Origin of the sequence: Gemmobacter serpentinus (assembly GCF_008973825.1) — a bacterium.
In the GTDB taxonomy this organism is placed as follows: domain Bacteria; phylum Pseudomonadota; class Alphaproteobacteria; order Rhodobacterales; family Rhodobacteraceae; genus Gemmobacter; species Gemmobacter serpentinus.
This window is the reverse complement of the sequence record NZ_WCHR01000010.1, coordinates 25,630-50,986: the sequence shown is the minus strand read 5'-3', so window position 1 is coordinate 50,986 and position 25,357 is coordinate 25,630. Positions and strand designations below refer to the sequence as shown.

Sequence of the window (25,357 nt, the reverse complement as noted above, 5' to 3'; positions counted from 1 at the left end):
GCGCCCCCTGGGGCGCCCGTTCTGCTGTCAGCCATGCGGTTTCTGCATCGCGGCATTGCGCGCGCCCATATTGTTAGCGCAAGCACAATGCACCATCTGTCCCATGCGGACGGGGATACGCCCCGCTGCCCCGGGCCGGTCTGGCCCAGGATGCCACTGAACGTGGAAAGGAAAGAAAAATGACCAATCTGATCGAGCGACTGAAATCTGCGGCCGATAAACGCGCCCGCTTTGTCCGCACCCGTGACGAGATCGCGCGTATGCCGCTGGATGTGGCGCTGGACCTCAATATCTATCCGGGCGACGCGCATCGCATCGCCTATGAAACGGTCTATGGCCGCGCCGCCTGAGGTATATGAACCGGGGCATCGCGATATGAGTGGACCAAGGCCGGATCTTGCATCCGGCCTTTTTCGTTATGCCTAGCTGATGATGATATCCGACGCGCTCAGGGACAGGTCGGTGCTGAAATCGGCCAGCAGAATCAGCCCGCCCTTGCGATTGCCATTGCTGTCAAACCAGAGCGTGTCATCGGTGGTGCGGAAGATGAAGCGGTCATTGCCGTCCTGCGCCTGGTTATCCGCCCGCGAGACGAAATGCTTGGAGGCGAGTGTGCCTGTGGCCATCGTCGGATCAAAGGCCGAGGCCGCGATCTCGATCTTGTCCTGCCCCCGCACGAAATCGGTGATGACATCGCCTTTGTCGGTGCGCGCGGTAAAGACAAAACGGTCAGCCCCGGCCCCGCCGGTCAAGGTATCGGCCCCCGCGCCGCCGATCAGCCGATCGTTGCCTGCACCGCCATCCAGACTGTCCTTGCCTACCCCGCCATCCAGCCGGTCATTGCCAAGCAGGCCTTTCAGCGTATCATTGCCCGCAACGCCATTCAGCGTATCGTTCCCTGCCGCGCCGGTCAGCAGGTTGTTCAGCGTGTTGCCGGTCAGCGCACGGCTGGTATTGGACAGAATCGTGCCGGCCTCGATATTGGCGACCAGCATCAGGTTCACCCAGGTCTGCACCAGATCATACCCACCGCCTGCGGCCTCGATCACCATATCGCCGCCGGTATCGACGATATAGCGGTCATTGCCGGCCCCGCCATCCAGCCGGTCCGCCCCGGAACCACCATCCAGCAAATCGTCGCCGGCACCGCCCAGCAGATTGTCGACGCCGCCCATGCCCTGCAGCGTGTCATTGCCGCCCTGCCCGTTCAGCAGATTGCCCAGATCGTCGCCCTGCAACAGATCGGCACCAGTCAGCGATCCGGTGATATTTTCAAACCCACCATAGGTGTCGCCCGCCGCCGCCCCGGTATTGGAGGCCGCGTCCATCAGATAGACCTTCACCGCCCCCGAATTGGAGAAATCGAGCAGATCGATGTCGCCGCCGCCAAGGACATTCTCGATATTTGCCCCCGGACGCAGTGTATCATTTCCGTCATACAAGTTGATCTGCCCAGTGATCTTGCCGCCGACATTGTCAAGAAAATCGGCCTTGTCGCTGGCCCTTACTCCGCCACGCATCTCGCCGCGGTTGGTGATCCTGCTGGATATGCTCGACGTCGCCTCGAAGGCAAAGCTCCCGCCCCAGATCAGCCCGGTATTGACGAGTTCCAGCGTGCCACGGCTGCCGGCGCTATTATAGGTCACCCCCAATGAGCTGCCCACGATATGGCCGGAATTGACGATCCGCATCATGTCGGTCTCTGCGGTCAAATCATAAAGGATGCCGTAGCTTCCGCCCATGATGTGACCACGGTTGGTCACCATGGCACCATCGCCATAGACCGCCGCGCCAAAAGCACCGCCAACGACCATCCCGCCTTGCTCAACTTCAAGCCAGCGTCCGGTGCCACCACCTTCGAGGTTGAGCCGGACCCCGCCGTTGCTGACCCCGCGCACAACGGCACCTGCCCCTACATAGACCCCGACACCGGCCTCTCCGCTGCTGATGGCATTCGAGGTAGAAGATTCGATGGTCACCCCGGGTGCGATGTAAACTTCCACATTTGCCGTCGGAGCGATGCGCACACCCGCACCGATGCTATTCGTCGAGTAAATCCAAAGCGGCATGACAATCTCTCCCTGACATGACGGCCCGATTGGGCGCCCGGCCGTCGAATGCACTTAGCTCAATGCCCCGGCGATGCCGGATCCGGCGCAGCCAGAGTCGTGTCCAGAGTCGTTCAATGTCGCGGATACTGCGCCCGAACCGGGCGGCAATCAAGCCTGATGGCAAGCGGTGATATTCAGCCCGGGCGGTGCAGCCGCCCGGCCAGGGCCGTGGCGACGGCGGGCGTTACAAATTTCGACACATCGCCGCCAAGCCGGGCGATTTCCTTTACCAGCTTGGAGGCGATGGCCTGTCTGCGTGCATCCGCCATCAGGAACACCGTCTCGATGCTGCTGTCGAGGGCGCGGTTCATGCCAACCATCTGGAATTCATACTCGAAATCGGCCACCGCCCGCAGGCCGCGGATGATGACACCTGCCCCCACATCACGGGCGCAATCGATCAGCAGGTTTTCAAAAGGATGCACCACGATCTCGGCCCCGCCACAGGCGCGGCTGATCTCGGCGCATTCGGCCTCGACCATGGCCACCCGGGCCTCAAGCGGAAAAAGCGGCCCCTTGTCGCGATTGATCGCAACCCCGATGACCAGCCGGTCCACCAATTGCACCGCGCGCTGGATGATATCGACATGCCCCAGCGTGATGGGATCGAAGGTTCCCGGATAAAGGCCGATACGCATGGGCTCCCCCTCTTGCCTGTGCCGCGACACGCAACAATATTGCGCGACGCTTGGCAAGAGGCAAAGCGCCGCGCCGCAGCAATCGGGGTCAGAAGCCCTTGATCATTCCCTCCAGCGCGTCCTTCTCGGCGGCCAGTTCCATCAGCCGCGATTTCACCACATCGCCGATGGAGATGAAGCCGACCATCTCGTCGCCCTCCAGCACCGGCATGTGACGGAAGCGCCCGTCGGTCATCTTTTGCAGCACGTCATGGGTGGTATCGGTCGCGGCACAGGAAATGACTTTCGTGGTCATCAACTTGTCGACCGGATCGGCCAGACAGCTCGGGCCCCGTTTGCCCAGTTCGCGCACGATATCACGCTCCGACACGATGCCCGCCATATGCTTGCCATCGCTCGAGACCACAACCGCCCCGATCCGGCGCATGGACAGCACATGCGCCACCTCGGCCACGCTGGTTCCGGGGGTGACGGTGATCACCTCGCCAACGGGTTTTGTCTTGAGAATCTGCGCAACGTGCATGGGTGTCTCCTCTGCCTATGGTGGAAGCCTTGCGCCTGCGCAATTTCCTGTCAAGCGGCAGCTTCCAGACGCAACACTTCCTTGCGGAGTCCGGCGCTTAGCTGATCGGCAAAACGGTTCAACCGCGTCACCCGCCCGTCATCGGCATGACGGATCAGCCAGAAGCTGCGGCTCAGCTGCAGCTCGGGCAGGATGCGCACCAGTTCGGGCGCCGAAGGCCGGGCAAAATCGTGCACGACGCCCACGCCCGCGCCATGGCGCAGCCAGTTCAGCTGGACCGAGACCGAGTTGGAGGCCAGCGGCACCTGATCCAGCCCAAGCTGGCCGAGATAATCCAGTTCCTTGTCGAAGATCATGTCACTGATATAGCCGATGATCCGGTGGTTGCGCAGATCCTCGGGCGACCGGATCGGTGGATGCTGCGCCAGATAGTCGCGCGCAGCGGCAAGGCTCAGACTGTAATCGGCCAGTTTCTGCACCGTCAGCCGCCCCGTCGAGGGCCTGCTGACCGCCACGGCCATATCCGCTTCGCGCTTGGACAGGTTGAAGACCCGGGGCAGCGCCACGATCTGCACCTCCAGCCCCGGATTGGCATCGCAAATCCGCGCCAGAACCTGCGGCAACAGGTAATTGGCGCAGCCATCGGGCGCGCCGATGCGGATCTGTCCAGTCAGACCCTGCCCCTGCCCACGCAATTCCTCGGCGGCCCCCGTCACCGCCTGCTCGGCCTTCTCGGCATGGGAAAGGATGCGCGCGCCCTCTTCGGTCAGACTATAGCCCTGCGGGCTTTTCACAAAGAGCCGCGCCGCCAAAGCCTCTTCAAGCCGCGCCACACGCCGTCCCACCGTGGCCGGGTCCAGCCGCAGCACCTTGCCCGCGCCCGACAGGCTTTCCGCCCGGGCCACTGCCAGAAACAACTTCAGATCATCCCAATCCAATCCCGGACCCTTTGCAAAATTGCAAAATGCTTTTGGAATCTTGCCGCTTTTTCGCGCGAAAATGCAAGGCTAAGCTGCGGGCAATCATCCGAGGAGGATCAGATGAAAGAGATCGGACACTGGATCAACGGCAAGATGGTGGCAGGCACCTCCGGCCGCTTTAGCGAAGTCTATAACCCCGCCACCGGCGAATTGCAGGCCCGCGTCGCGCTGGCTTCCGACGCCGAACTGGCCCATGCCATTGCCGAAGCTGAAAAGGCCCAGATCGGCTGGGCCGCCACCAACCCGCAGCGTCGCGCACGGGTGATGATGAAGTTCGGCGACCTCATCAACAAACATATGGACGAGCTGGCCGAGCTGGTCTCGATCGAACATGGCAAGACCCTGCCCGACGCCCGCGGCGATGTGCAGCGCGGCCTTGAGGTGATCGAGGTCTGCATGGGCGCGCCCGCCCTGCTGAAAGGCGAATATACCGACAGCGCAGGCCCGGGGATCGATCTTTATTCGATGCGCCAGCCGCTGGGTGTTGTGGCCGCGATCACGCCGTTCAACTTCCCCGCCATGATCCCGCTGTGGAAAATGGGCCCGGCGCTGTCTTGCGGCAATGCGGTCATCCTGAAACCGTCCGAGCGCGTGCCCTCGACCTCGCTGCGCCTGGCCGAACTGGCAAAAGAAGCCGGTCTGCCGGATGGCGTGCTGCAGGTGGTGAACGGCGACAAAGCCGCTGTGGACGGGTTGATCGACAGCCCGACCATTCAGGGCATCGGCTTTGTCGGCTCCACCCCGATCGCGCAATATATCTATGGCCGCGCCGCCACCAATGGCAAACGCGCGCAATGCTTCGGCGGCGCGAAGAACCATATGATCATCATGCCCGATGCCGATCTGGACAAGGCGGCGGACGCCCTTGTCGGCGCAGGTTTCGGCGCGGCGGGCGAACGCTGCATGGCGATCTCGGTCGCGGTGCCGGTTGGCCAGAAAACCGCCGATGCGCTGATCGAAAAGCTGATCCCGCGTATCGAGAAACTGAAGGTCGGCCCCTATACCGCCGGCGCGGATATCGATTTCGGGCCGGTCATCACCAAAGCGGCGCAGACCCGCATCCTTGGCCTGATCGATTCGGGCGTGGCACAGGGCGCGAAACTGGTGGTCGATGGCCGTGGCCTGAACATCCAGGGCTATGAGGAAGGCTTCTATGTCGGTGCCAGCCTCTTTGACAATGTCACCCGCGACATGGACATCTACCAGCAAGAGATCTTCGGCCCCGTGCTGTCGACCGTGCGGGCGGACACCTATGAAGAGGCGCTGAACCTTGTCATCGACAATGAATATGGCAATGGCACCGCCATCTTCACCGCCGATGGCGACACCGCGCGCGATTTCGCAAGCCGGGTGAATGTCGGCATGGTCGGCATCAACTTCCCGATCCCGGTGCCGCTCAGCTACTACACCTTCGGTGGCTGGAAGAAATCGGCCTTTGGCGACCTGAACCAATATGGCCCGGACGCCTTCCGCTTCTACACCAAGACCAAGACCGTCACCGCGCGCTGGTTCTCGGGCATCAAGGATGGTGCCAGCCTGAACTTCAAGGCGCTGGACTGACCGCACCAGAGAGGGGGCGCTTGCGCCCCCTCTTGAGCCTGCAGCTCAATGCCCGCCCGGGGATACTGACGGACAGAAATCCCGAGCAACTCCGATGCTCATTTTCTGTCCCAATATACCCCCAAGGGGCAGGCCCGGCACGGGCCGTGGGCGCACAAACGCCCCAGCCTACGCCGACAAAATGCGCCTTCGCCCGCCATTCGCGCCTTCGGCCGACAAAAGGACGCAGGCTCCAGGCCAGAGACGCCTTGCAAAACTCTCGCAACATTCCAGAAATAAACAGATGTTCAATTCCAGAGAGGGAGGCTCGGGATGGATTTTGCCTTGTCTGAAGAACAGCAGGCCATTTTCGATATGGCCCATGCATTCGGCCAGGAACATATCGCGCCTTTCGCACGGGCCTGGGAGGCCGAGGGCGATATCCCCAAGGCGCTATGGCCCCGCGTCGCGGAACTGGGGCTTGGCGGGATCTATGTCTCGGAAGAACATGGCGGATCGGGCCTGTCACGGCTGGATGCCACCCTGGTATTCGAGGCTTTGGCAATGGCCTGCCCCTCGGTCGGATCGTTCCTGTCGATCCACAACATGTGCGGCGGCATGATCGACAAATTCGGCAGCCCGGAATTGAAGGCGCGCCTGTTGCCCGATCTGTGCAGCATGACCAAGGTCTATTCCTATTGCCTGACCGAGCCCGGATCGGGTTCTGACGCGGCGGCTTTGAAAACCCGCGCACTACGCACGAATGAGGGCTGGCGGCTGACCGGCACCAAGGCCTTCATCTCGGGTGGCGGCTACTCCGACGCCTATCTGGTCATGGCGCGCAGCGGCGAGGATGGCCCCAAGGGCATCTCTGCCCTGATCGTGGAGACCGATGCCCCCGGTCTGTCCTTTGGCGGGCTGGAAGACAAGATGGGCTGGCGCGCCCAACCCACCCGGCAGGTGCAGTTCGACGATTGCCTCACCGCCAGCGACAACCTGATCGGGGTTGAGGGCAAGGGCTTTGCCTATGCCATGGCGGGCCTTGATGGCGGGCGTCTCAATATCGCGGCATCCGCACTTGGCGGCGCGCAGGCAGCGCTGAATGCGACGCTCACCTATATGTCGGAACGTCGCGCCTTTGGTCGCAGTCTGGATCAGTTCCAGGCGCTGCAATTCCGGCTGGCCGAGCTGGAGGTCAAGTTGCAATCCTCGCGCATCTTCCTGCGCCAAGCGGCCTGGAAGCTGGACAATGCCGCGCCGGATGCCACGAAATTCTGTGCCATGGCAAAGCTCTATGTGACCGACGCCGCCTTTGATGTCGCCAATCAATGTCTGCAACTGCATGGCGGCTACGGCTATCTGGCCGATTACGGGATCGAGAAACTGGTGCGTGATCTGCGGGTGCATCAGATTTTGGAAGGCACCAACGAGATCATGCGCATGATTGTCGCGCGCGGTATGGTGGCGGCATGAGCGATATCTCGATCCGGGTCGAGGGACGCGCGGGCCGTGTTACCCTGACCCGCCCGCAGGCGCTGAATGCGCTCAGCTATGAGATGTGCAAGGCATTGGATGCAGCCCTCATCGCCTGGGCCGATGATCCTGCCATCGCGCTTGTGGTGATCGACGCCGAGGGCCCGCGCGCCTTTTGTGCCGGCGGTGACATTGCCGAACTTTACGCACAAGGCACCCAAGGCCATCACGATTACGGGCGCGCCTTCTGGCGTGACGAGTACCGCATGAATGCAAGGATCGGGCGCTATCCGAAGCCGATCGTGGCATTGGTGCAGGGGTTCTGCATGGGCGGGGGTGTGGGGATCGCCTGCCATGCCAGCCACCGCATTGTCGGTGAGACTGCGCAACTTGCCATGCCGGAATGCGCGATCGGCCTCGTGCCCGATGTCGGTGGCAGCGCGCTTCTGGCGCGGGCGCCGGGCCAGATCGGTGCCTGGCTCGGCCTGACCGGCAACCGTATGGGAGCGGGTGACGCGATCTTCGCGGGCTTCGCCGATCATTTCGTGCCGATCGTGGAATGGCCCGCGCTGATCGCCACCTTGTGCGAAACCGGCGACGCGGCGGCGGTGCTTCAGGCCGCACAGCCCGCGCCTGCGGCCAGCCTGCCCGCACTGCAGCCGCAGATCGACCGGCATTTTGCGCAAGACAGCCTGGCGCTGATCCGCGCCTCGCTGGCATCTGAAAACAGCGATTTCAGCCGTGACAGCCTCAAGGCGCTGGATCGGGGGGCCCCATTGGCTGTGGCCACGACACTCGCCCTGCTGCGCGCGCTCGGGCCTCGGCCGGGTCTGGAAACCGCACTGGAGATGGAATATCGCGTCACCCACCGCGCACAGGCGGAGACCGATTTTCTGGAAGGCGTTCGCGCGATGATCATCGACAAGGATCGCAATCCGCGCTGGCGCTATGGCGGAACCCCGGCCGAAGTTGCGGCGCTTCTGGCACCGCTTGGCCCCGAAACCCTTGATTTTACGGAGTAACCCATGCAGATCGGATTCATTGGCCTCGGCAATATGGGCGGGCCCATGGCAGCCAATCTGGCGCGGGCGGGTCACAGCGTTGCGGGCTTTGACCTGACCGCACCGATGCCGGAAGGCGTGACCCGCGCAGCCACGGCGGCAGAAGCTGTCGCCGGCGCCGATGTCGTCCTCACCATGTTGCCCAATGGCGCGATCCTGCGCAGCGTTGCAGCCGAAGTGATCCCCGCGATGCAGACCGGAGCGGTGCTCTGCGACTGTTCCACCGTCGATGTCGACAGCGCGCGGGCGGTGGCGGATCAGGCGCAGGCTGCGGGCCTCAATGCGCTGGATGCCCCGGTATCGGGTGGCATCGGCGGGGCGTCGGCAGGCACGCTGACCTTCATGGTCGGCGGCACGGACGCAGCCTTTGCCACCGTCGCCCCCCTGTTCGAGATCATGGGCCAGAAGGCCGTGCATTGCGGCGCAGCCGGGGCCGGTCAGGCCGCGAAGATCTGCAACAACATGATCCTCGGCGTCACCATGATTGCAACCTGCGAGGCATTCGCATTGGCCGACAAGCTGGGTCTGGACCGGCAAAAGATGTTCGACGTGGTCTCCACCTCCTCGGGCTATAGCTGGACGATGAACGCCTATTGCCCCGCACCCGGTGTCGGGCCGGCCTCACCCGCCGATAATGGCTATAAGCCCGGCTTTGCGTCGGAGCTGATGCTGAAGGACCTGAATCTCAGCCAGCAGGCCGCCGCCTCTGCCGATGCCGATACGCCGATGGGCCAGCTTGCAGCAGAGCTGTATCGCCGCTTTGTCGAGGATGAAGACGGGCGCGGCATGGATTTCTCGGCCATGCTGCCACGGTTCTCAGCGCGTAACCGCGCCTGAGCTTCACCGTGCAGACCATTGAAAGACAATAAAAACGGTGCCCATTGGGCACCGTTTCCCATTTCGCCGCTGCTGTCTACTTCGCCGCCGCCCGATGGGCCTTCAGCATCGGTGCCAGATAGCGTCCGGTATGACTGGCTTCAACCTTGGCCACATCCTCGGGCGTGCCGGTCGCCACGATCGTGCCACCGCCATCCCCCCCTTCAGGGCCGATATCGATGATCCAGTCGGCGGTCTTGATCACATCCAGATTGTGTTCGATCACCACAACCGTATTGCCCTGATCGACCAATTCATGCAGCACTTCCAACAGCTTGCGCACATCTTCGAAATGCAGGCCGGTGGTCGGCTCATCCAGAATGTAAAGCGTTCGGCCCGTCGCCCGGCGCGACAGTTCCTTCGACAGCTTCACGCGCTGCGCCTCACCGCCCGACAGCGTGGTAGCCTGCTGGCCAACCTTCACATAGCCAAGGCCGACCTGACACAGTGCCTCCATCTTGTCACGGATGGCGGGCACGGCCTGGAAGAACTCGCGCCCATCCTCACATGTCATATCAAGAACGTCAGCGATGCTTTTGTTCTTGAACTTGATTTCTAAAGTCTCGCGATTGTAGCGCTGCCCCTTGCAGGTCTCGCAAGTCACATAGACATCGGGCAGAAAATGCATCTCGATCTTGATGACCCCATCACCCTGACAGGCCTCACACCGACCGCCCTTCACGTTGAAACTGAAGCGCCCGGGCTGATAGCCGCGCGCCTTGGCCTCCGGCAGACCGGCAAACCAGTCGCGGATCGGTGTGAAGGCCCCGGTGTAAGTAGCTGGATTTGAACGCGGAGTGCGCCCAATTGGTCTTTGGTCAATATCGATGACCTTGTCGAGATGCTCAAACCCCTTGATCGTCTCGCAGGGCGCGGGCGTCTCATGCGCACCATTCAACCGGCTGGCCGCCGTCTTGAACAGCGTCTCAATGGTCAGCGTGGATTTGCCGCCCCCCGAAACCCCGGTCACGCAAACGAATTTGCCCAGCGGAAACTCGGCCGTCACATCCTTTAGGTTGTTCCCCGAAGCCTTTACAACAGTTAGCTTTTTCCCGTTCCCGGAGCGCCGCACCTTCGGCACCGCAATTTCCCGCGCGCCCGAAAGATACTGCCCGGTCATGCTGGCCGGATCGGCGGCAATCTCGGCCGGTGTGCCGCGCGCCACGATCTGCCCGCCATGCACCCCGGCGCCGGGCCCGATGTCAAAGACATAATCCGCCTCGCGGATCGCATCCTCATCATGCTCCACCACCAGAACGGTGTTACCCTGATCGCGCAAACCCTTGAGGGTGCCCAACAATCTGTCGTTGTCGCGCTGGTGCAAGCCAATGCTTGGCTCATCCAACACATAAAGGACGCCGGTCAGACCCGATCCGATCTGGCTGGCCAGGCGGATCCGCTGGCTTTCGCCGCCCGACAGGGTGCCCGCATTGCGCGACAGCGTCAGATAATCCAGCCCGACATTGACAAGGAAACCAAGGCGTTCGCGGATTTCCTTGAGGATCGCGCGGGCAATTTCGTTCTTCTGGTTGGTCAGGGAGGCAGGCACGGTATCGATCCAGGCATGGGCCTCACGGATCGACATTTTCACCACCTGACCCACATGCAGCCCGGCGATTTTCACCGCCAGGGCCTCTGGCTTCAGACGATAGCCATTGCAGACATGGCAAGGCCGGTTGTTCTGATACCGTTCCATCTCCTCGCGCGACCAGGCACTGTCGGTCTCGCGGTAGCGGCGTTCCATATTGGGGATCACCCCCTCGAACACCCGGCTGACCTGATAGACCCGGCCCCCCTCATCATAACGGAACTGGATCTCCTCACCGCCCGAGCCGCGCAGGAAGACCTCGCGCACCTTCTCGGGCAGATCCTTCCATTTCTTCTTCTTGTCAAAATCGTAATGCTTGGCGATGGCATCGATGGTCTGCAGGAAATAGGGGCTCTTCGATTTCGACCAGGGCGCGATGGCACCGCCTGCCAGCGTCAGGTTCTGGTCCGGCACCACCAGACGCTCGTCAAAAAATAGCTCCACCCCCAGCCCGTCACAGGCCGGGCAGGCCCCAAGCGGCGCGTTGAAGGAAAACAGCCGCGGCTCGATCTCAGGGATGGTAAAGCCCGAAACCGGACAGGCGAAATTCTCGGAAAAGGTCTTGCGCTCCGGCTCGCCCTCGGCGGGCGCGGTTTCCAGCACCACGATGCCATCGGCCAGATCCAGCGCGGTGCGGAAACTGTCGGCCAGCCGCGTCGCGATATCGCCACGCACCACGATGCGGTCCACCACCACGTCAATGTCATGGCGGAACTTCTTGTCCAGGCTGGGCGGCTCGTCCAGGTCATAGAACTGGCCATCGACCTTCACACGCTGAAAACCCTGCTTGCGCAGCTCCAGAAATTCCTTGCGATACTCGCCCTTGCGGTCGCGCACGATGGGCGCCAGCAGATAGGCGCGCGTGCCTTCCTCCATCGCCAGCACGGCATCGACCATGTCCTGCACCTGCATCGCCTCGATCGGCAAGCCAGTCGCGGGGCTATAGGGCGTGCCGACCCGGGCAAACAGCAGGCGGAGATAGTCGTAAATCTCGGTCACCGTGCCGACCGTGGAGCGCGGGTTCTTCGAGGTGGTCTTTTGCTCGATGGAAATGGCGGGCGACAGGCCGCTGATATGGTCCACATCGGGTTTGCCTGCCATATCAAGGAATTGCCGCGCATAGGCGCTCAGGCTTTCGACATAGCGCCGCTGGCCTTCGGCATAGATCGTATCGAACGCAAGGCTGGATTTCCCCGAACCCGACAGGCCGGTGATCACCACGAACTGATCGCGCGGAATATCCAGATCCACGTTTTTCAGATTGTGCTCGCGCGCGCCGCGCACCTCGATGAACTTCTGTTCCGCCATGATACCCTCGCTACGCGACGGCACAGATCTAGGGCATCCCGGCCGAGTCTCCAACTGAAAAACGTGAACAATGAATGAACACGAGGCGTTTTTCTGCGATATGCCGGCAAAGTGACGGCTTCCGCCCTGATCGGGCTCAAGTGCGGGCGCGGCGCCGGGCCTGCCACAGATGCAAAACGATCCCGAGGGCGGCAAATCCGCCAACAAAGACCGGCAGCGCCAATACGCCTTTCGCCGCCACCAGCGCCGAAAGAAGCGGCGTGCCCAGCGTGGTACCCAGATTGCCAAGCTGGGCAATGGCCCCCGCCGCCCGGGCGCGATCGGCAGCACTCTGGTTCAGGGCGGGGATCGCCGCAAAGCTCGCCCCCTGCACCAGACCAAGCGCCCCGCCGATCCACAGGCTGGCAATCAGCTGCGGCAAGACCTGCCCCCAGACCAGAGCAAGCGCGATCCCGCCCAGCAGCGCCATCGCAAAGCCGATCATCACCGCCCGCACCGCCCCGACACGCCCCAAAAGCCAGACCCCAAGGCCCAGCGAAACGGCAATGGAGACCAGCGGCAGAAGTGTGGCCAGCAGCGGCTGCAGCCGCGTGCCGGAAAGCCCCGGCAACAGCGTCAGCAAGGCGACATAGGTGATCGTGTAGCAGACAAAGCCACAGGCCGGGGCGGCGATACGCGGCGAGGCATAGATCACCGCATGATCGCGCAGCAGCCCGCCAAGGCCAAGCCGCGCCAGATGCGCAGGCGGATCCCCGGGCAGGATGCGCCAAAGCAGCCCCGCAAACCCCAGCATCCAAATCGCATGGGCCACCAGCAAGGCCGAAGGCCCGGCAAGATCAACCAAAGGCCGCCCCAGCAGCGCCAGCAGCGTATAGGTCACCCCGAAGAAGCTGGACCACAAGGTCATGGCCAGTCCCTGCCGCGCCACGGGTGCAACCTGCGCAATCAGCACCGGAGCCGCCACCACGATCGCCAGATGGCTTAACCCCTCCAGCACCCGCAAGGCCAGCATCACCGGCAGCGGCGGCATCAGGGCCTGCACCAGCGACAAGCCCGAAGCCGCCGCAAGCGCCACCACAAGCACCCGCCGCCATCCCAGGCCCTGCACGAAAATCCCCGCCGTGGTGCCCAGGATCAATCCGGGGAAACCGGCGATGGAGACCAGCAGCCCAAGCGCAAGCGGGCCTGCCAGGGGATAGCTTGCATCAAGCAGGTCATAGATGATCGACATCTTGCCGAACTGCGCCGCAGCGCCAAGGCCCGCGCCCCAAAGCGCCAGCACAACCCATAATGGAGACGTGGTTTTCATGCGCGGACCCTAGCCCGGCTTGTCACGGGTTTCCAGACGGATCGCGACCTGAAGAAAGGGGCGCTCGCGCCCCTCTTGAGCCTATGGCTCAATTCACCCCCGAGGATATTTTAGAACAGATGATTAACAAGACGGCCCATCTTCAGCTGTTCATAAATATCCTCAGGGGGTGAGCGGCGACAGCCGCGAGGGGGCGCGAGCGCCCCCTACAGGATCCTTCGCAGAAGGATCGTCAGATATGCAGCGCGCGCCCATAAGCGTCGAGCACCGATTCATGCATCATCTCGCTCAGCGTCGGATGCGGGAAGACGGTGTTCATCAAGTCTTCCTCGGTGGTCTCGAGGCTGCGCCCCACGACATAGCCCTGGATCAGTTCGGTCACTTCGGCACCGACCATATGGGCCCCCAGCAACTCGCCGGTCTTGGCGTCGAAGACAGTCTTGATCATGCCCTCGGCCTCACCCAAGGCAATCGCCTTGCCATTGCCGATGAACGGGAAGCGGCCGACCTTGATCTCAAAGCCCGCCTCTTTTGCCTTCGCTTCGGTCAGGCCGACGCTTGCAACCTGCGGATGGCAATAGGTGCAACCGGCAATCGAGTTCGGCTTGATGGCATGGGGATGCAGCCCCGCGATCAGTTCGGCCACCATCACGCCCTCATGGCTGGCCTTATGCGCCAGCCAGGGTGCGCCGGCGATATCGCCAATCGCAAACAGGCCTTCCACGCCGGTGCGGCAATATTCATCGGTCACCACATGGGTGCGGTCGATCTTCACGCCAAGCGCCTCGAGCCCCAGACCTTCGACATTGCCCACGATCCCCACGGCGGAAATCACCGTGTCAAATTCCTGCGTCGTGGTGCCCTTGGCATCTTCCAGATGCGCGGTCACGCCAACGCCCGGCTCGCGGTCCAGCTTTTTGACGGTCGTCTTTTCGAGGATCTTCATCCCCTGTTTCACGAAGGCTTTCTTCGCAAAGGCGCTGATCTCGGCATCTTCCACCGGCAGCACGCGGTCCATCACCTCGCAAACGGTGACATCGGCACCCAGCGTATTGAAGAAGCTGGCAAATTCGATACCGATGGCACCCGAGCCGATCACCAGCAGCTTCTTCGGCATCCGCTTGGGTTGCAGCGCGTGCTTGTAGGTCCAGACCAGATCGCCATCGGCCTCAAGCCCCGGCAATTCACGGGCCCGGGCGCCGGTGGCCAGAATGATGGCAGGCGCGGTCAGGTCTTCGGTGCCTTTGTCGGTTGTCACCGAGACACGGCCCTTGGCGGGCAGGGTTGCGGCCCCCATGAAGACGGTGACCTTGTTCTTCTTCATCAGATGGCCGATGCCACCCGAAAGCTGTTTTGCCACCCCGCGCGAGCGCGCGACGACGGCATCCAGATCATAGCTGATCCCGGTGGCGCTGAGGCCGAATTCCTTGGCGCGATGCATCAGGTGGAACACTTCGGCCGAACGCAGCAGCGCCTTGGTGGGGATACAGCCCCAGTTGAGGCAGATGCCGCCCAGATGCTCGCGCTCGACGATGGCCACGGTTTTGCCCAGCTGGGCCGCACGGATCGCAGCCACATAGCCACCCGGCCCCGCCCCGATCACGATCACATCAAATGTCTTGGCAGCCATATTTCCCCTCCTCTGGAAAAGTAGTTTGCCATTAAACTATCAGAAAAACCCAAGCAATACACCTGGACGCATGGCCCCTTGCGCCTATTGCATGGCTGAAGCGCGGATCTCTGCCACCATGGCGGCATAGCCGCCCTGTTCCAGAAACGCGGTCTCCTCCGGCGTGGTTTCGCGGCCAAGGGCCGCATTGCGATAGGGAAAACGCCCGAAACGGGCGATCACCGCCTGATGGGCGCGGGCATGGATCAGCAGCTCCGGCTCCGATGGCATACGTTCCGCCATCAGCTGCACGCAGAGCGCCTGATCCTCGGGATCTTCGCTATGTTCAAACGGCATATAGAAAAATTGCCGCTCCGGTTCCGGGGCGTCCTGGTCCCATCCCGCCTCCAGCGCGCGGCGCGCGGTGGCCAGCGCCAGCGGATCGGTGGCAAAGGCGCGCGCATCGCCGCGCCAGATATTGCGGGAGAACTGGTCGCAGATCACGATCAACGCCAATGACCCGACCGTGCCTTCCGCCCAATGATCCAGATGACCATCGGCGGCGGATTGCCACAGATCGGCCCAAAGCGCGCGGATCTCGCCGTCAATCTCCGCGCCCCCGGCATACCAGCCCTCGGGACCAATCGCGCCCAGCCAGTAGTCCAGAACCTCGATCGGATCGGACATCCCCGCCCTCCTCATGTCAGTTATCGCTAACGTGGCAGGCTTTGATCCGGGCTGCAAGCGCCCGCAGTTCAGCCCTGCTCGGGCGGGCGGGCTGGCGCGCCGGTATCGGCCTCTTCCATCACCGCACCGACAGCGAGTGCCGAGGCGGTCGGGGCCACGGTCGCGAAATTGCCGGTGACACCCGGCGCCGCGCGCCGCGTCATCCGCCAGGCCGCATAGGCGGCCAGCGCGATGAAGTTCAGCGCAATATAGAAGAAGTAACCGTACGAGCCCACAGTTTCCATGATCCAGCCGGTGGCAAGCGGCCCGAAGATCGCGCCCAATCCGTTCAGGAACAACAACCCCGAGGAGGCCGCCGCCATGTCGTCTTTGGTCAGAAAGTCATTGGTATAAGCAATCAGCAGCGAATAAAGCGGGTTGGTCACCCCGCCCAGCACCATCGCCACCCCCAGCAGGGCCCAGAACGGCAGCGTCACCGTTCCGGCGATCAACATGACCACGGCGGCGGCGGCCGACAGCCAGAGGATCAGCTTGCGCCGGTCGCTGCGATCCGACAGCCAGCCGATTGGATATTGCAGCACCAGACCACCGACATACATCGCGCCGACAAAGATCGAGATTTCCTTCACCGAAAGCCCGGATTTGGACCCCCAGACCGCCGACATGCCGAACATCGCGGCAAAGATCCCGCCGGTCAGCAGCATCCCCATGCAGCCCAGCGGCGAAATGCGCCACAGCTTGGGGAAGGACAGGCGCTGCGTGGTCTCAAATTGCGGGGCCGGGGTATTGGCCAGCAGGATCGGAATGAAGGCAAAGCTGACCAGCACCGAGGGAATCACGAACAGCGTGAAACTTGCCGGGCTTGCCACGTTCAGCAGGACCTGACTGCTGATGATGCCGATCATCTGCACCATCATATAGGCCGAAAGGGCCTGGCCCCGGGTTTCATTGGTGGCGGTGTTGTTCAGCCAGCTTTCGGCGGTGATGTAGACTCCGCAGAAACTGAACCCGATCAACATGCGCAGCCCCGACCAGACCATCCAGTCCGGCGCGGTCGGATACAGCACCAGCACCGCCGAAATAACAGAACCAAGCGCCGAGAAGACCCGCACATGCCCCACGCGGCGCAGCATGTCGGGCACGATCAGCGACCCGAGCAGGAACCCCGCGAAATAGGAAGACATCACCACCGAAAGTTCAAAGGTCTTGAAGCCCTCGATGGTGCCCCGGATACCCAGCAAACTGCCCTGCATCCCGTTGCCGACCATCAGCAGCATCACCCCCAGAAGCAGGGGCCAGGCGGTGGTGATGACCTTGATCATGGGGGGCTCCGGGTTGACCCTTGAAGACTAACATATTGACATGGCACCGCTTGCGCGAAAAGCGACATCGGCGGGCAGCCCTGCGCCTTCCTTTTGCGCCAACCCGCGCGCCTTAGCGCGGCGGGATCAGCAACGAGGCATCACCATAGGAAAAGAAGCGATAGCCGTCGCGGATCGCATGGGCGTAAACCTTCAGTATCCGCTCGCGCCCCATCAGGGCGGAAACCAGCATCAGCAGCGTCGACTTCGGCAGGTGGAAATTGGTCATCAGCGCATCCGCGATCTGGAAGCGGAAGCCGGGATAGATGAAGATATCGGTGGTGCCGCGCCATTCCCGCAACTGCCCGCCCTGGGCCGCGCTTTCGATCAGGCGCAGCGCGGTGGTGCCGACCGGGATCACCCGCCCGCCTGCCGCCTTGGTGGCATTCACCGCCCCCGCCGCCTGCGCCGTCACCTCGCCCCATTCGGCATGCATCCGGTGTGTGGTTACATCCTCGACCTTCACCGGAAGGAAAGTGCCGGCCCCGACATGCAGCGTCACTTCGGTGAACTCCACGCCTTTCGCGCGCAGACGTTCCAGAAGGTCTGCGTCGAAATGCAGGCTGGCGGTCGGGGCGGCCACCGCACCGGAATGGCGGGCAAAAACCGTCTGATAATCATCCAGATCCTGCGCATCGGGCGCGCGTTTGGCGGCGATATAGGGCGGCAGCGGCATCTGGCCGGCCTCGGCCAAGGCCGCATCGAAATCGGGGCCGGTCAGGTTGAAGGCCAGCGACAGATCGCTGTCGCCGCGCCGCACCACCTGCGCCGAAAGCTGATCGGAAAAGGCGATCACCTCGCCCTGTTCCAGCTTGCGCAGCGGTTTTGCCAGCGCGCGCCAGCTGCCGCCCGCCTCAGGCTCCAGCAAGGTGATCTCCACTTTGGCGCTGACACGGCCCTGCGCTGAATCCCGCCAGCGCAGGCCGGGCAGGCGCGCCGGGATCACGCGGGTATTGTTCAATACCAAACGATCGCCCGCGCGCAGCTCGTCCACCAGATCGGTGACGATCCGGTCGCGGATCGCATCGCCCTCGGCCACCAGCAGCCGGGCCGAGGATCGGGGCTTGGCGGGCCGGGTCGCGATCAGCGTCTCGGGCAGATGAAAGTCGAAATCCGAAAGCTGCATCACTACTCCTGCAAGCGCGGAACGGGGCGGCGGAAGATCTCGCGGAACATCCCGGGTGTCAGGATCGACAGCGGGTTGACCGAGATATCAGGCCCGGAGGACGCGCCGCTGAGCCGGTAATTGAAGCCAAACAGCCCCTCGCCCTGCCGGGTCAGCGCGGCGCCGATGCCGTTCAGCATATAGATCGGCGAAATCACGCCCTGCATATCGATCCGCTTGCTCCGCGCGTCATAGGTCCCCGCCATGGAAACGCCCATCGACAGGCCCACGGCGGCGCCTCTCTGGACCTCGACGCCTGCGGGCGTCAAGCGGAACTGTGCCTCGCCTTCGGAAAACACCAGCCCTTCGGAGCTGAGCTGTTCCAGAAGTCCCACGACCGAGACGGCTGACAAAAGCCCCGCCAGCACCGGCGCATTCCGCACCCGGAATGCGGTGGCATGTGCGCTGCCCGCGTAATGGCCCTTGGGGCCAAGCGGCACCAGTTGCAGGTCCATCACCCCGCCTGCAGCCTTGGAAAAGATCCCCGCCGCCGCCAGCACGCCGCCCGCATCCTGCGAGGTGACGCGGATCGCCGTGCCATGGCGCGCGGGGACCAGCGTGCCACGGATCGGCGCGGTGCCGTTCAGACTGGCCGCAAAGCTGCCATTGAAGCCGCCACGGGTGGCGAAATCGCCGTTCAGCCCCCAAAGCGCGATGCTGTCGGTCACCACAACCCGGTCCAGCCGCGCCTTGATCGGGGTGTCACCGCCGCTGCCCGCACCGCCGCCGCCGCTGCCCAGATCGGGAAGGTTGCGCAGATCCAGCCGCCCGCCGGTGGCATCGACGCTGATGCTGCGGCCCTGCCCGCGCCCGCGCAACACCGCCTTGCCGTCAAACCAGCTGGCGATTTTCGCGCGGTCCAGCTCGACCCGGTCCAGCCCGCCATCGGCTTTCAGCACCACCCGGCCCGCAGCCTCCAGCCCCGGGGCGGTCAGGCTCAGCTTGTCCACCATGACCGGCTTGCCGAGCGTCGCCGAGACCGACAGCTTGCCCCCTGTGCCTGCAGCCTTGGAAAAGCCGATCTCCGGCAGGCGCAACGCCAGCCCCTTCAGATCGCTTTCCAGCGTCAGCCGGGGGGCCGCACCCTTTGGCAGATCGATCTGCATCCGGCCGGTGCCCTTGCCACTGACAGATCCCTCCGGCAGCCCGATCTTGAAGGCCTTGATCGCGCGCGGAGACAGTTCCACCGTGCCTTCGACATGGCCCCCCGTCGCGCCCTTGCCAAAGGGCAGATGATAGCGCGCCTCGAAGGGCACGCCATCCATCGCGCCCGGCCCTTTGATATCCATGCCGCGTGGCGTGGCGGTCAGGGTCAGCGCCTTGGCCTCCAGCACCCGGCCCGGCACCAGCACGTCAGAGCGCACCTCGCTCAACTGACCATCGATCTGAAAGCTGACATCCTTGGGTTCCACCTTCTTGACCAGCGGCAGGCGCATCACCGCCTGCAACCGTGCCTGGCCCGTGCCGAGATCGACCGAACGCCCGGCTTTGGTCAGGAAGTTGAAGGGTTTCTCATCCAGAAGCGACAGTGCCGCTGTCAGGCTCGACTTGGTGTTCAGGCGGATCTCGGCCTGTGCGGGCTTTTGCAGGATATCGAGGACCGAAAAGACCGATCCGCCCATATCGATCACCCCGCCCTTGGGGGGCGTGATCTGGCCCTTGTCCAGCACCATCGTATAGCTGTTGCCCTCAATCGTGGCATAGCCAGATCCGTTGCGGATCGGCGGCAGGGTTTTCAGGAACCGCACATCGCCATCGCTGAAATCATAGCCCAGCGACAGGCGCGGCTCTTGCCCCTGTTCCAGCCGCAGCGCGACCCTCACATCCTGCAAGAGCCCTTCATAGACATTCTCCACCAGCCAGGCCCGGGTCTTGGGCACCGCCGATACCGGCCAAAGCGCCAGCATCCGGTCATGGCGGATCGCATCCAGATCCATATCGGATGACAGACGCCAGCCGGTCTCGCCCACCTCGGCCCAGCCCTTGGCGCTGATCTGGCGGCCTTCCTCCAGCAAGGTGAACTGGCCCACATCGATGCGGAACGGATCAAGCCGCAAGCGCAGGTCAAGCGCGCCCTGCTTGAAGGTGACAGGTTCGGTGAACAGGCCTTCGGGATCGACCTTCAACTCCTCCAGCGCGATCTGCGCCAGAAACGCCTCGGGCAGCCCCTTGGACACACCCGGCGCATCGACATGGCCGCTGGCATTCAGGCGCAGCGTGCGGCTTTCAACCTGCAAGCTTTGCAGCAGCACCCGCTCGCGCTTGGGGTCATAGGTCAGGCCGAGCGTGGCACTGTCAAATCCGATCGGTCGCGCGGCGGGGCTGGGTTGCAAGGCACCTGCGCCAAGGTTCAGCGCGCCCTCGACCACAATCACCCGTCCGTCCGGGGCAAGCCCGGTGATCAGACGGCCCGAAATCGGGGCATCCAGCGCCGACAGAAAGCCCAGCACCGGGGCCTGCGCCGCGATATCGCGCGCTTCGACCCCATCCACCGTGGCACGCAGCCGCGCGCCAGAGCTGTCCTTGCGGGTTGCGACCGACAGCAGCGCCTGCGCGGGCGCATTGCCCTCGCTCAGCAGGGTCATGGTCAGTTGCGCCTTCACCTCATCGGGTTGGTTCAGCAGCACTAGCCGCCCGTCGCCCACCGTCCAGACCCGGCCCGCCCGCGCATCTTCCAGCCGCAGCGACAACGCCTCGGCGGTCACGTCATCCAGCTCGGCCAGGGCAGGCAACGCGAAGACCGCATCCAGCCGGTCCAGCATCTCGGCAAAGCCGCCCAGATCCCGCATCGGCGCGCCATTGCCCAGATCGAGGTCGAAACGCCCTGCGTGGTCGCGGCGCAGCCGCAAGGTGGCCCCCGACAGCACGACCGATGACGGGCGCAGCGCGCCCCGCAGCAGACTTGCAGGGTCAAAAGCCACCCGCGCCTCTGGCAGACGCAGCAGCGCCGGGCCGTTATGGCGCGTCAGCGTCACATCCTCCAGCCGCAGCCGGGGCACCCAGTCGCGATCGACCATGACCTCGATCGCCCCGATGGAGATCGAGGCGTCGCGCAGCGGCAGCTTCTCGTTCAGCCGGGCCTCGGCCTCGGCCACCACCCAGACCGGAAGGCGCAGCGGTTTGCCGGTCAGCGCCAACAGGCCGATGCCCCCGGCCAATGCGATCAAGACCAGCGACGCCAGCAGCCAGAGCGAAAACCGCGCCCGTTTGCGCATCCGCCGCCGCGGCGGCGCATCAGGCAGATCGGGATCGGGCGGGCCAATCTCATCGGGCGCAGAACCGGCGCCATGGCCGACAGCGGGCGCGCCATGGGCGGCCCCCGTCTCCATCAGCCTGTCACGCTCCGTATCCTGCATACCAATCCCATTCGGGTCATAGCCCGGCGCATCTTCTGCGCCTATCACCCGTCTCACGCGTCACGGGCTTGCCTTTATCCGCAGGGGAAGGCAACTAAAACCCCGTAACGCCAGAGTAACACCTCTGGCATGATACGGGGATGCGGGCGGATTCCGTCTGCGCTTCCCCCATGAAAGGAGCCACGCCCTTGGATCAGACCGCCGTGCAAGCGGGCCAGATGGCCCCCGATTTCACCCTGCCGCGCGATGGTGGTGGCAGCGTCACGCTGTCGGACCTGTGCGGGGGCAAGGTGGTGCTGTATTTCTACCCCAAGGACAACACGCCCGGCTGCACGGTCGAGGCGCTGGATTTCACCGCCGCCGTCGCGGATTTCGCGGCGGCAGGCACAACGATCCTTGGCATTTCCAAGGACAGCGTGAAGAAGCACGAGAATTTCGTGAAAAAGCAATCCCTTGGCATCGCGCTTCTGTCGGATGAGCAGGGCAGGACCTGCGAGGATTACGGCGTTTGGGGTGAGAAATCCATGTATGGCAAGCTGTTCATGGGGATCGAACGCGCAACCTTCCTGATCGGGGCCGATGGCACGGTTCTGCAGGTCTGGCGCAAGGTGAAGGTGCCGGGCCATGTCGCCGAGGTGCTGGCAGCCGCGAAAAGCGCATGACCACGCTGACCGAGATGGCGGTGGAGGTTTTGGCCACCTCTGACGGCCGCGCGAAATGCGCATTGTCGCGCCATCATGCCGAAACATGGTTTGCCGCGCGCGCGGCGGGCACCCCGATCCCGGTCGGCACGGCGCTGCCCCCCGATCATCCTGCCCGCCCGGCGCAGCCGGAGCTTTTGGCACCACGCGATGTGCCGCGCCGCCGCCCCGGCAGCCCGCTTGGCCGCATTGCCCTTCTTCATGCAGTGGCGCATATCGAATTGAACGCGGTCGACCTGCATTGGGACATGATCGCGCGTTTTGGCCATATCGCCTTCCCGCTGGGCTTCTATGATGACTGGGTGAAGGCTGCGGCCGAGGAATCCAATCATTTCAACCTGATCTGCGATTGCCTCGAACGGATGGGCAGCCATTACGGTGCCCTGCCCGCGCATCGCGGCATGTGGCAGGCGGCGTCCGACACCGCGGGCGATCTGTTCGGGCGGCTGGCGGTGGTGCCCATGGTGCTGGAGGCGCGCGGGCTGGACGTGACGCCCGGCATGATCGAGATCTTCCGCAAGGCGGGCGAAGATCACGCCATTGCCGCGCTGGAGGTGATCTATGCCGAAGAGGTCGGCCATGTCGCCTATGGGTCCAAGTGGTTCAACTGGCTGTGTGGCCGCGACGGGCTGGACCCCAAAGAACGGTTCCATGCGCTCGTGCGGCAATATTTCCATGGGGCCTTGAAGCCGCCCTTCAATGAGGAAAAGCGCGCCGAGGCCGGTTTGCCGCCCGATTTCTATTGGCCTCTGGCCGATGAGATCAAACCCCCACCCTTTGCGGGTTAAGCAAGGCCGATGGCTTCGGACCCTGAGATCTTGATCGGGTCTGGGGATCGGACTTGGGGAAAAGCGGGCCCAGGGTTCGGACCATGTAAGCGGCCCCTGTGATCGGAACCTGTGAAAAGCGGATGGCAACATGCATGGGAAATGCCGCCATCCCCTTCGGCGGGATCGGCAACATATTGCCGAAACCTGCCGGTTGCCGCGGCAAGGCCGATCCGAGGCGGCCAAAGTTATTGCAGCCCCGCCCCCCGGGCCGTTAATCAGTGCCCCAACGATCCGGCGCCACAGAGCGCCCTCTGTCCGATAGACCTGTCCTTCGATGGGCGGTGTCAGATCGGCAGGGTCGGGGTTTGATCCGGGGCGCGCAGGCGTCCCCTTCTGAAATCTGGGGAACCGCCGCGTGCTGACACGACTTGCCTACCGGATCAATGCCGCCCTTGAGGCAAGGCTGCCGGAACAACGCCTGTTCCTGAAATCCGACGAAGGCACCCGCTTCATCCGCCTGCGCCCGGCGACACAGGCGCTGGTTCTGGCCACCGGCGGACTGTTGATGGCCTGGACCTTCATCGCCTCGTCGATCATCCTGATGGACAGCATCGCCGCCGGATCCGACGAGGATCAGGCCGGGATGCAGCAGGCGCTGTTCGAACAACGCCTGACCGCATTGTCGACTGACCGCGATCTGCGCGCCGACGAGGCTTCGCGCGCGCAAGACCGCTTCAACCTCGCCTTGGCCGAAGTCAGCGACATGCAGGCGCGGCTGCTGGCATCGGAAGATCGCCGCAAGGAACTGGAGACCGGCATCGACGTGATCCAGAACACGCTGCGCCGCACCATTCTGGAACGCGACGAGGCGCGCGCCGCGCTGGAACGCACGACGACCGAACTGGCCGCCCAAACCGGGGCCACCACCGAACTGGGCCGCGCCCGTGATGCGCTGGCCACCATTTCCATCATGTCGGGGGCGCTTGGCCAGACCGCGCGCGAGCGCGACGAGATGGTGAAGATGGCCGACAGCGCCCGCGACGAGGCTGATCGCATCCAGCGCGCCAAGGAAGAGCTGGAGCTGCGCAATGATGCGATATTTGCCCGTCTCGAAGAGGCGGTCACCGTGTCAATGGAGCCGCTGGACAAGATGTTCCGCGCAGCCGGCATGTCGCCCGATGCCCTGCTCGATCAGGTGCGGCGCGGCTATTCCGGGCAAGGCGGGCCGATGACGCCGATCGTGTCGACCAAGGGGCAGGTCCTCAGTCCCGACGAGGCGCGGGCCAATATGATCCTTCAGGGGCTGGACCGGATGAACCTTTACCGGCTGGCCTCGGTGCGCTCACCTTTCGCCAATCCGATCCCATCGGGGAACTACCGTTTCACCTCTGGCTTCGGCTACCGTCGCGACCCCAAGGGCATGGGCACCCGGATGCATCAGGGCCTCGATTTCGCCGGCGCCTATGGCACGCCGCTTTACGCCACCGCCGATGGCGTGGTGGTGAAGGCGGGCTGGGGCAACGGCTTTGGCCGCATGGTCCAGATCCGCCACGACTTCGGTGTCGAGACACTTTTCGCCCATATGTCGCAAATCCGCGTGTCCGTCGGCCAAAGGGTATCGCGCGGCGACCGGATCGGTGATATGGGCAATTCAGGCCGGTCTACCGGCACCCACCTTCACTATGAGGTTCATGTCGGAGGCCGCCCGGTTAACCCGATGACCTTTATCAAGGCAGCAAGCGATGTTTTCTAAATCCAGAATCAACGAACCCGGTCCGAAACAGGTTGAGGCTGACAAGCCGAAAGCCCCGGAGCTGCCCGCCACCAAACCCGCCATGGATTTCGGCACCTCCGCCAGCAAGGCCAAGCCCAATGCCTCGGTCCTGTCCTCGGATCTGACGGTTGTCGGCAATCTGAAAACCACCGGCGACATTCAGGTCGAAGGCACCGTTGAGGGCGATATCCGCGCCCATCTGCTGACGGTTGGCGAAACCGCCACCATCCGCGGCGAGATCGTCGCCGATGATATCGTGGTGAATGGCCGCGTGATCGGCCGCGTGCGCGGCCTAAAGGTCCGCCTCACCTCTACCGCGCGGGTCGAGGGTGACATCATCCACAAGACCATCGCCATCGAAAGCGGGGCGCATTTCGAAGGGTCGGTGCAGCGTCAGGACGATCCGCTGAACGGCGTGAAGGCGATTGCCGGCCCGAAGGCCGAGTGACAGACGGCTTGGGTGCCTGTCACCCCGGCGAAGAATGCGGGCGCCCCTTTGGGCGCCCTTTTTCATGGCACAAGGCCCGA

At 63.5% G+C, this 25,357-nt stretch carries 20 protein-coding genes; 9 read left to right on the top strand and 11 right to left on the bottom strand.

Annotated elements, in window-relative coordinates:
* Window positions 1–179 precede the first annotated feature (179 nt).
* Window positions 180–350, top strand: a complete 171-nt coding sequence (locus GBJ34_RS20485) for a hypothetical protein (protein ID WP_192931128.1) — start codon at window positions 180–182, stop codon at window positions 348–350.
* Between the two features lie 72 nt (window positions 351–422).
* Here GBJ34_RS20485 and GBJ34_RS21040 read toward each other — a convergent pair whose 3' ends face one another.
* From GBJ34_RS21040 to GBJ34_RS06570, 4 genes are all read right to left on the bottom strand, one after another.
* A complete protein-coding gene (locus GBJ34_RS21040) occupies window positions 423–2,069 on the bottom strand; it encodes a calcium-binding protein (protein WP_151718480.1) in 1,647 nt (548 codons plus the stop codon).
* Between the two features lie 176 nt (window positions 2,070–2,245).
* Window positions 2,246–2,749: a pantetheine-phosphate adenylyltransferase gene (coaD, locus tag GBJ34_RS06580; protein ID WP_151718479.1), complete on the bottom strand. Its 504-nt coding sequence runs from the start codon at window positions 2,747–2,749 to the stop codon at window positions 2,246–2,248.
* Between the two features lie 88 nt (window positions 2,750–2,837).
* A complete protein-coding gene (locus tag GBJ34_RS06575; protein WP_151718478.1) occupies window positions 2,838–3,272 on the bottom strand; it encodes a CBS domain-containing protein in 435 nt (144 codons plus the stop codon).
* Window positions 3,273–3,322: 50 nt separating this feature from the next.
* Window positions 3,323–4,210 (bottom strand): LysR family transcriptional regulator, encoded by an 888-nt coding sequence (locus GBJ34_RS06570; RefSeq protein WP_151718477.1) that lies wholly within the window; start codon window positions 4,208–4,210, stop codon window positions 3,323–3,325.
* Window positions 4,211–4,312: 102 nt separating this feature from the next.
* On the opposite strand from GBJ34_RS06570, the gene GBJ34_RS06565 reads away from it, so the two are divergent.
* From GBJ34_RS06565 to mmsB, 4 genes are all read left to right on the top strand, one after another.
* Window positions 4,313–5,812, top strand: coding sequence for a CoA-acylating methylmalonate-semialdehyde dehydrogenase (locus GBJ34_RS06565; protein WP_151718476.1), 1,500 nt, complete (start codon window positions 4,313–4,315; stop codon window positions 5,810–5,812).
* Window positions 5,813–6,124: 312 nt separating this feature from the next.
* Window positions 6,125–7,264 (top strand): acyl-CoA dehydrogenase family protein, encoded by a 1,140-nt coding sequence (locus tag GBJ34_RS06560; protein ID WP_151718475.1) that lies wholly within the window; start codon window positions 6,125–6,127, stop codon window positions 7,262–7,264.
* Window positions 7,261–8,286 carry an enoyl-CoA hydratase/isomerase family protein gene (locus GBJ34_RS06555; RefSeq protein ID WP_151718474.1) on the top strand — a complete coding sequence of 342 codons (1,026 nt, stop codon included), beginning with the start codon at window positions 7,261–7,263 and terminating at the stop codon, window positions 8,284–8,286. The genes GBJ34_RS06560 and GBJ34_RS06555 overlap by 4 nt, the downstream gene beginning before the upstream one ends.
* A 3-nt stretch (window positions 8,287–8,289) precedes the next feature.
* The gene (gene mmsB, locus GBJ34_RS06550; RefSeq protein WP_151718473.1) at window positions 8,290–9,162 is read left to right on the top strand and encodes a 3-hydroxyisobutyrate dehydrogenase; all 873 of its coding nucleotides are present in this window, start codon (window positions 8,290–8,292) and stop codon (window positions 9,160–9,162) included.
* A gap of 76 nt (window positions 9,163–9,238) precedes the next feature.
* Here the strand turns inward: mmsB and uvrA are convergent, their stop codons facing one another.
* The 7 genes from uvrA to GBJ34_RS06515 all read right to left on the bottom strand — a co-directional run bounded on the left by uvrA (window position 9,239) and on the right by GBJ34_RS06515 (window position 21,584).
* Window positions 9,239–12,097 (bottom strand): excinuclease ABC subunit UvrA, encoded by a 2,859-nt coding sequence (gene uvrA, locus GBJ34_RS06545; protein WP_151718472.1) that lies wholly within the window; start codon window positions 12,095–12,097, stop codon window positions 9,239–9,241.
* Between the two features lie 136 nt (window positions 12,098–12,233).
* On the bottom strand, window positions 12,234–13,406 hold the full coding sequence (locus GBJ34_RS06540) for an MFS transporter (protein WP_151718471.1): 1,173 nt from the start codon (window positions 13,404–13,406) through the stop codon (window positions 12,234–12,236).
* 232 nt (window positions 13,407–13,638) lie between these two features.
* On the bottom strand, window positions 13,639–15,036 hold the full coding sequence (lpdA, locus tag GBJ34_RS06535) for a dihydrolipoyl dehydrogenase (RefSeq protein ID WP_151718470.1): 1,398 nt from the start codon (window positions 15,034–15,036) through the stop codon (window positions 13,639–13,641).
* A gap of 84 nt (window positions 15,037–15,120) precedes the next feature.
* Window positions 15,121–15,702, bottom strand: a complete 582-nt coding sequence (locus GBJ34_RS06530; RefSeq protein ID WP_151718469.1) for a DUF924 family protein — start codon at window positions 15,700–15,702, stop codon at window positions 15,121–15,123.
* A 68-nt stretch (window positions 15,703–15,770) separates the two neighbouring features.
* Window positions 15,771–17,024 (bottom strand): MFS transporter, encoded by a 1,254-nt coding sequence (locus tag GBJ34_RS06525; RefSeq protein ID WP_151718468.1) that lies wholly within the window; start codon window positions 17,022–17,024, stop codon window positions 15,771–15,773.
* A 112-nt stretch (window positions 17,025–17,136) separates the two neighbouring features.
* Complete coding sequence (gene queA / locus GBJ34_RS06520; protein WP_151718467.1) at window positions 17,137–18,189, bottom strand: tRNA preQ1(34) S-adenosylmethionine ribosyltransferase-isomerase QueA; 1,053 nt, start codon at window positions 18,187–18,189, stop codon at window positions 17,137–17,139.
* A gap of 2 nt (window positions 18,190–18,191) precedes the next feature.
* Complete coding sequence (locus GBJ34_RS06515; protein ID WP_226341071.1) at window positions 18,192–21,584, bottom strand: YhdP family protein; 3,393 nt, start codon at window positions 21,582–21,584, stop codon at window positions 18,192–18,194.
* A 170-nt stretch (window positions 21,585–21,754) separates the two neighbouring features.
* Here GBJ34_RS06515 and bcp point away from each other — a divergent pair, with 170 nt between their 5' ends.
* The 4 genes from bcp to GBJ34_RS06495 all read left to right on the top strand — a co-directional run bounded on the left by bcp (window position 21,755) and on the right by GBJ34_RS06495 (window position 25,277).
* A complete protein-coding gene (gene bcp, locus GBJ34_RS06510) occupies window positions 21,755–22,246 on the top strand; it encodes a thioredoxin-dependent thiol peroxidase (RefSeq protein WP_151718466.1) in 492 nt (163 codons plus the stop codon).
* A complete protein-coding gene (locus GBJ34_RS06505) occupies window positions 22,243–23,073 on the top strand; it encodes a ferritin-like domain-containing protein (protein ID WP_151718465.1) in 831 nt (276 codons plus the stop codon). Before bcp ends, GBJ34_RS06505 begins: the two co-directional genes overlap by 4 nt.
* Before the next feature lie 397 nt (window positions 23,074–23,470).
* Complete coding sequence (locus tag GBJ34_RS06500; protein WP_151718464.1) at window positions 23,471–24,808, top strand: DUF5930 domain-containing protein; 1,338 nt, start codon at window positions 23,471–23,473, stop codon at window positions 24,806–24,808.
* Complete coding sequence (locus GBJ34_RS06495) at window positions 24,798–25,277, top strand: bactofilin family protein (RefSeq protein WP_151718463.1); 480 nt, start codon at window positions 24,798–24,800, stop codon at window positions 25,275–25,277. The genes GBJ34_RS06500 and GBJ34_RS06495 overlap by 11 nt, the downstream gene beginning before the upstream one ends.
* Window positions 25,278–25,357: the final 80 nt, after the last annotated feature.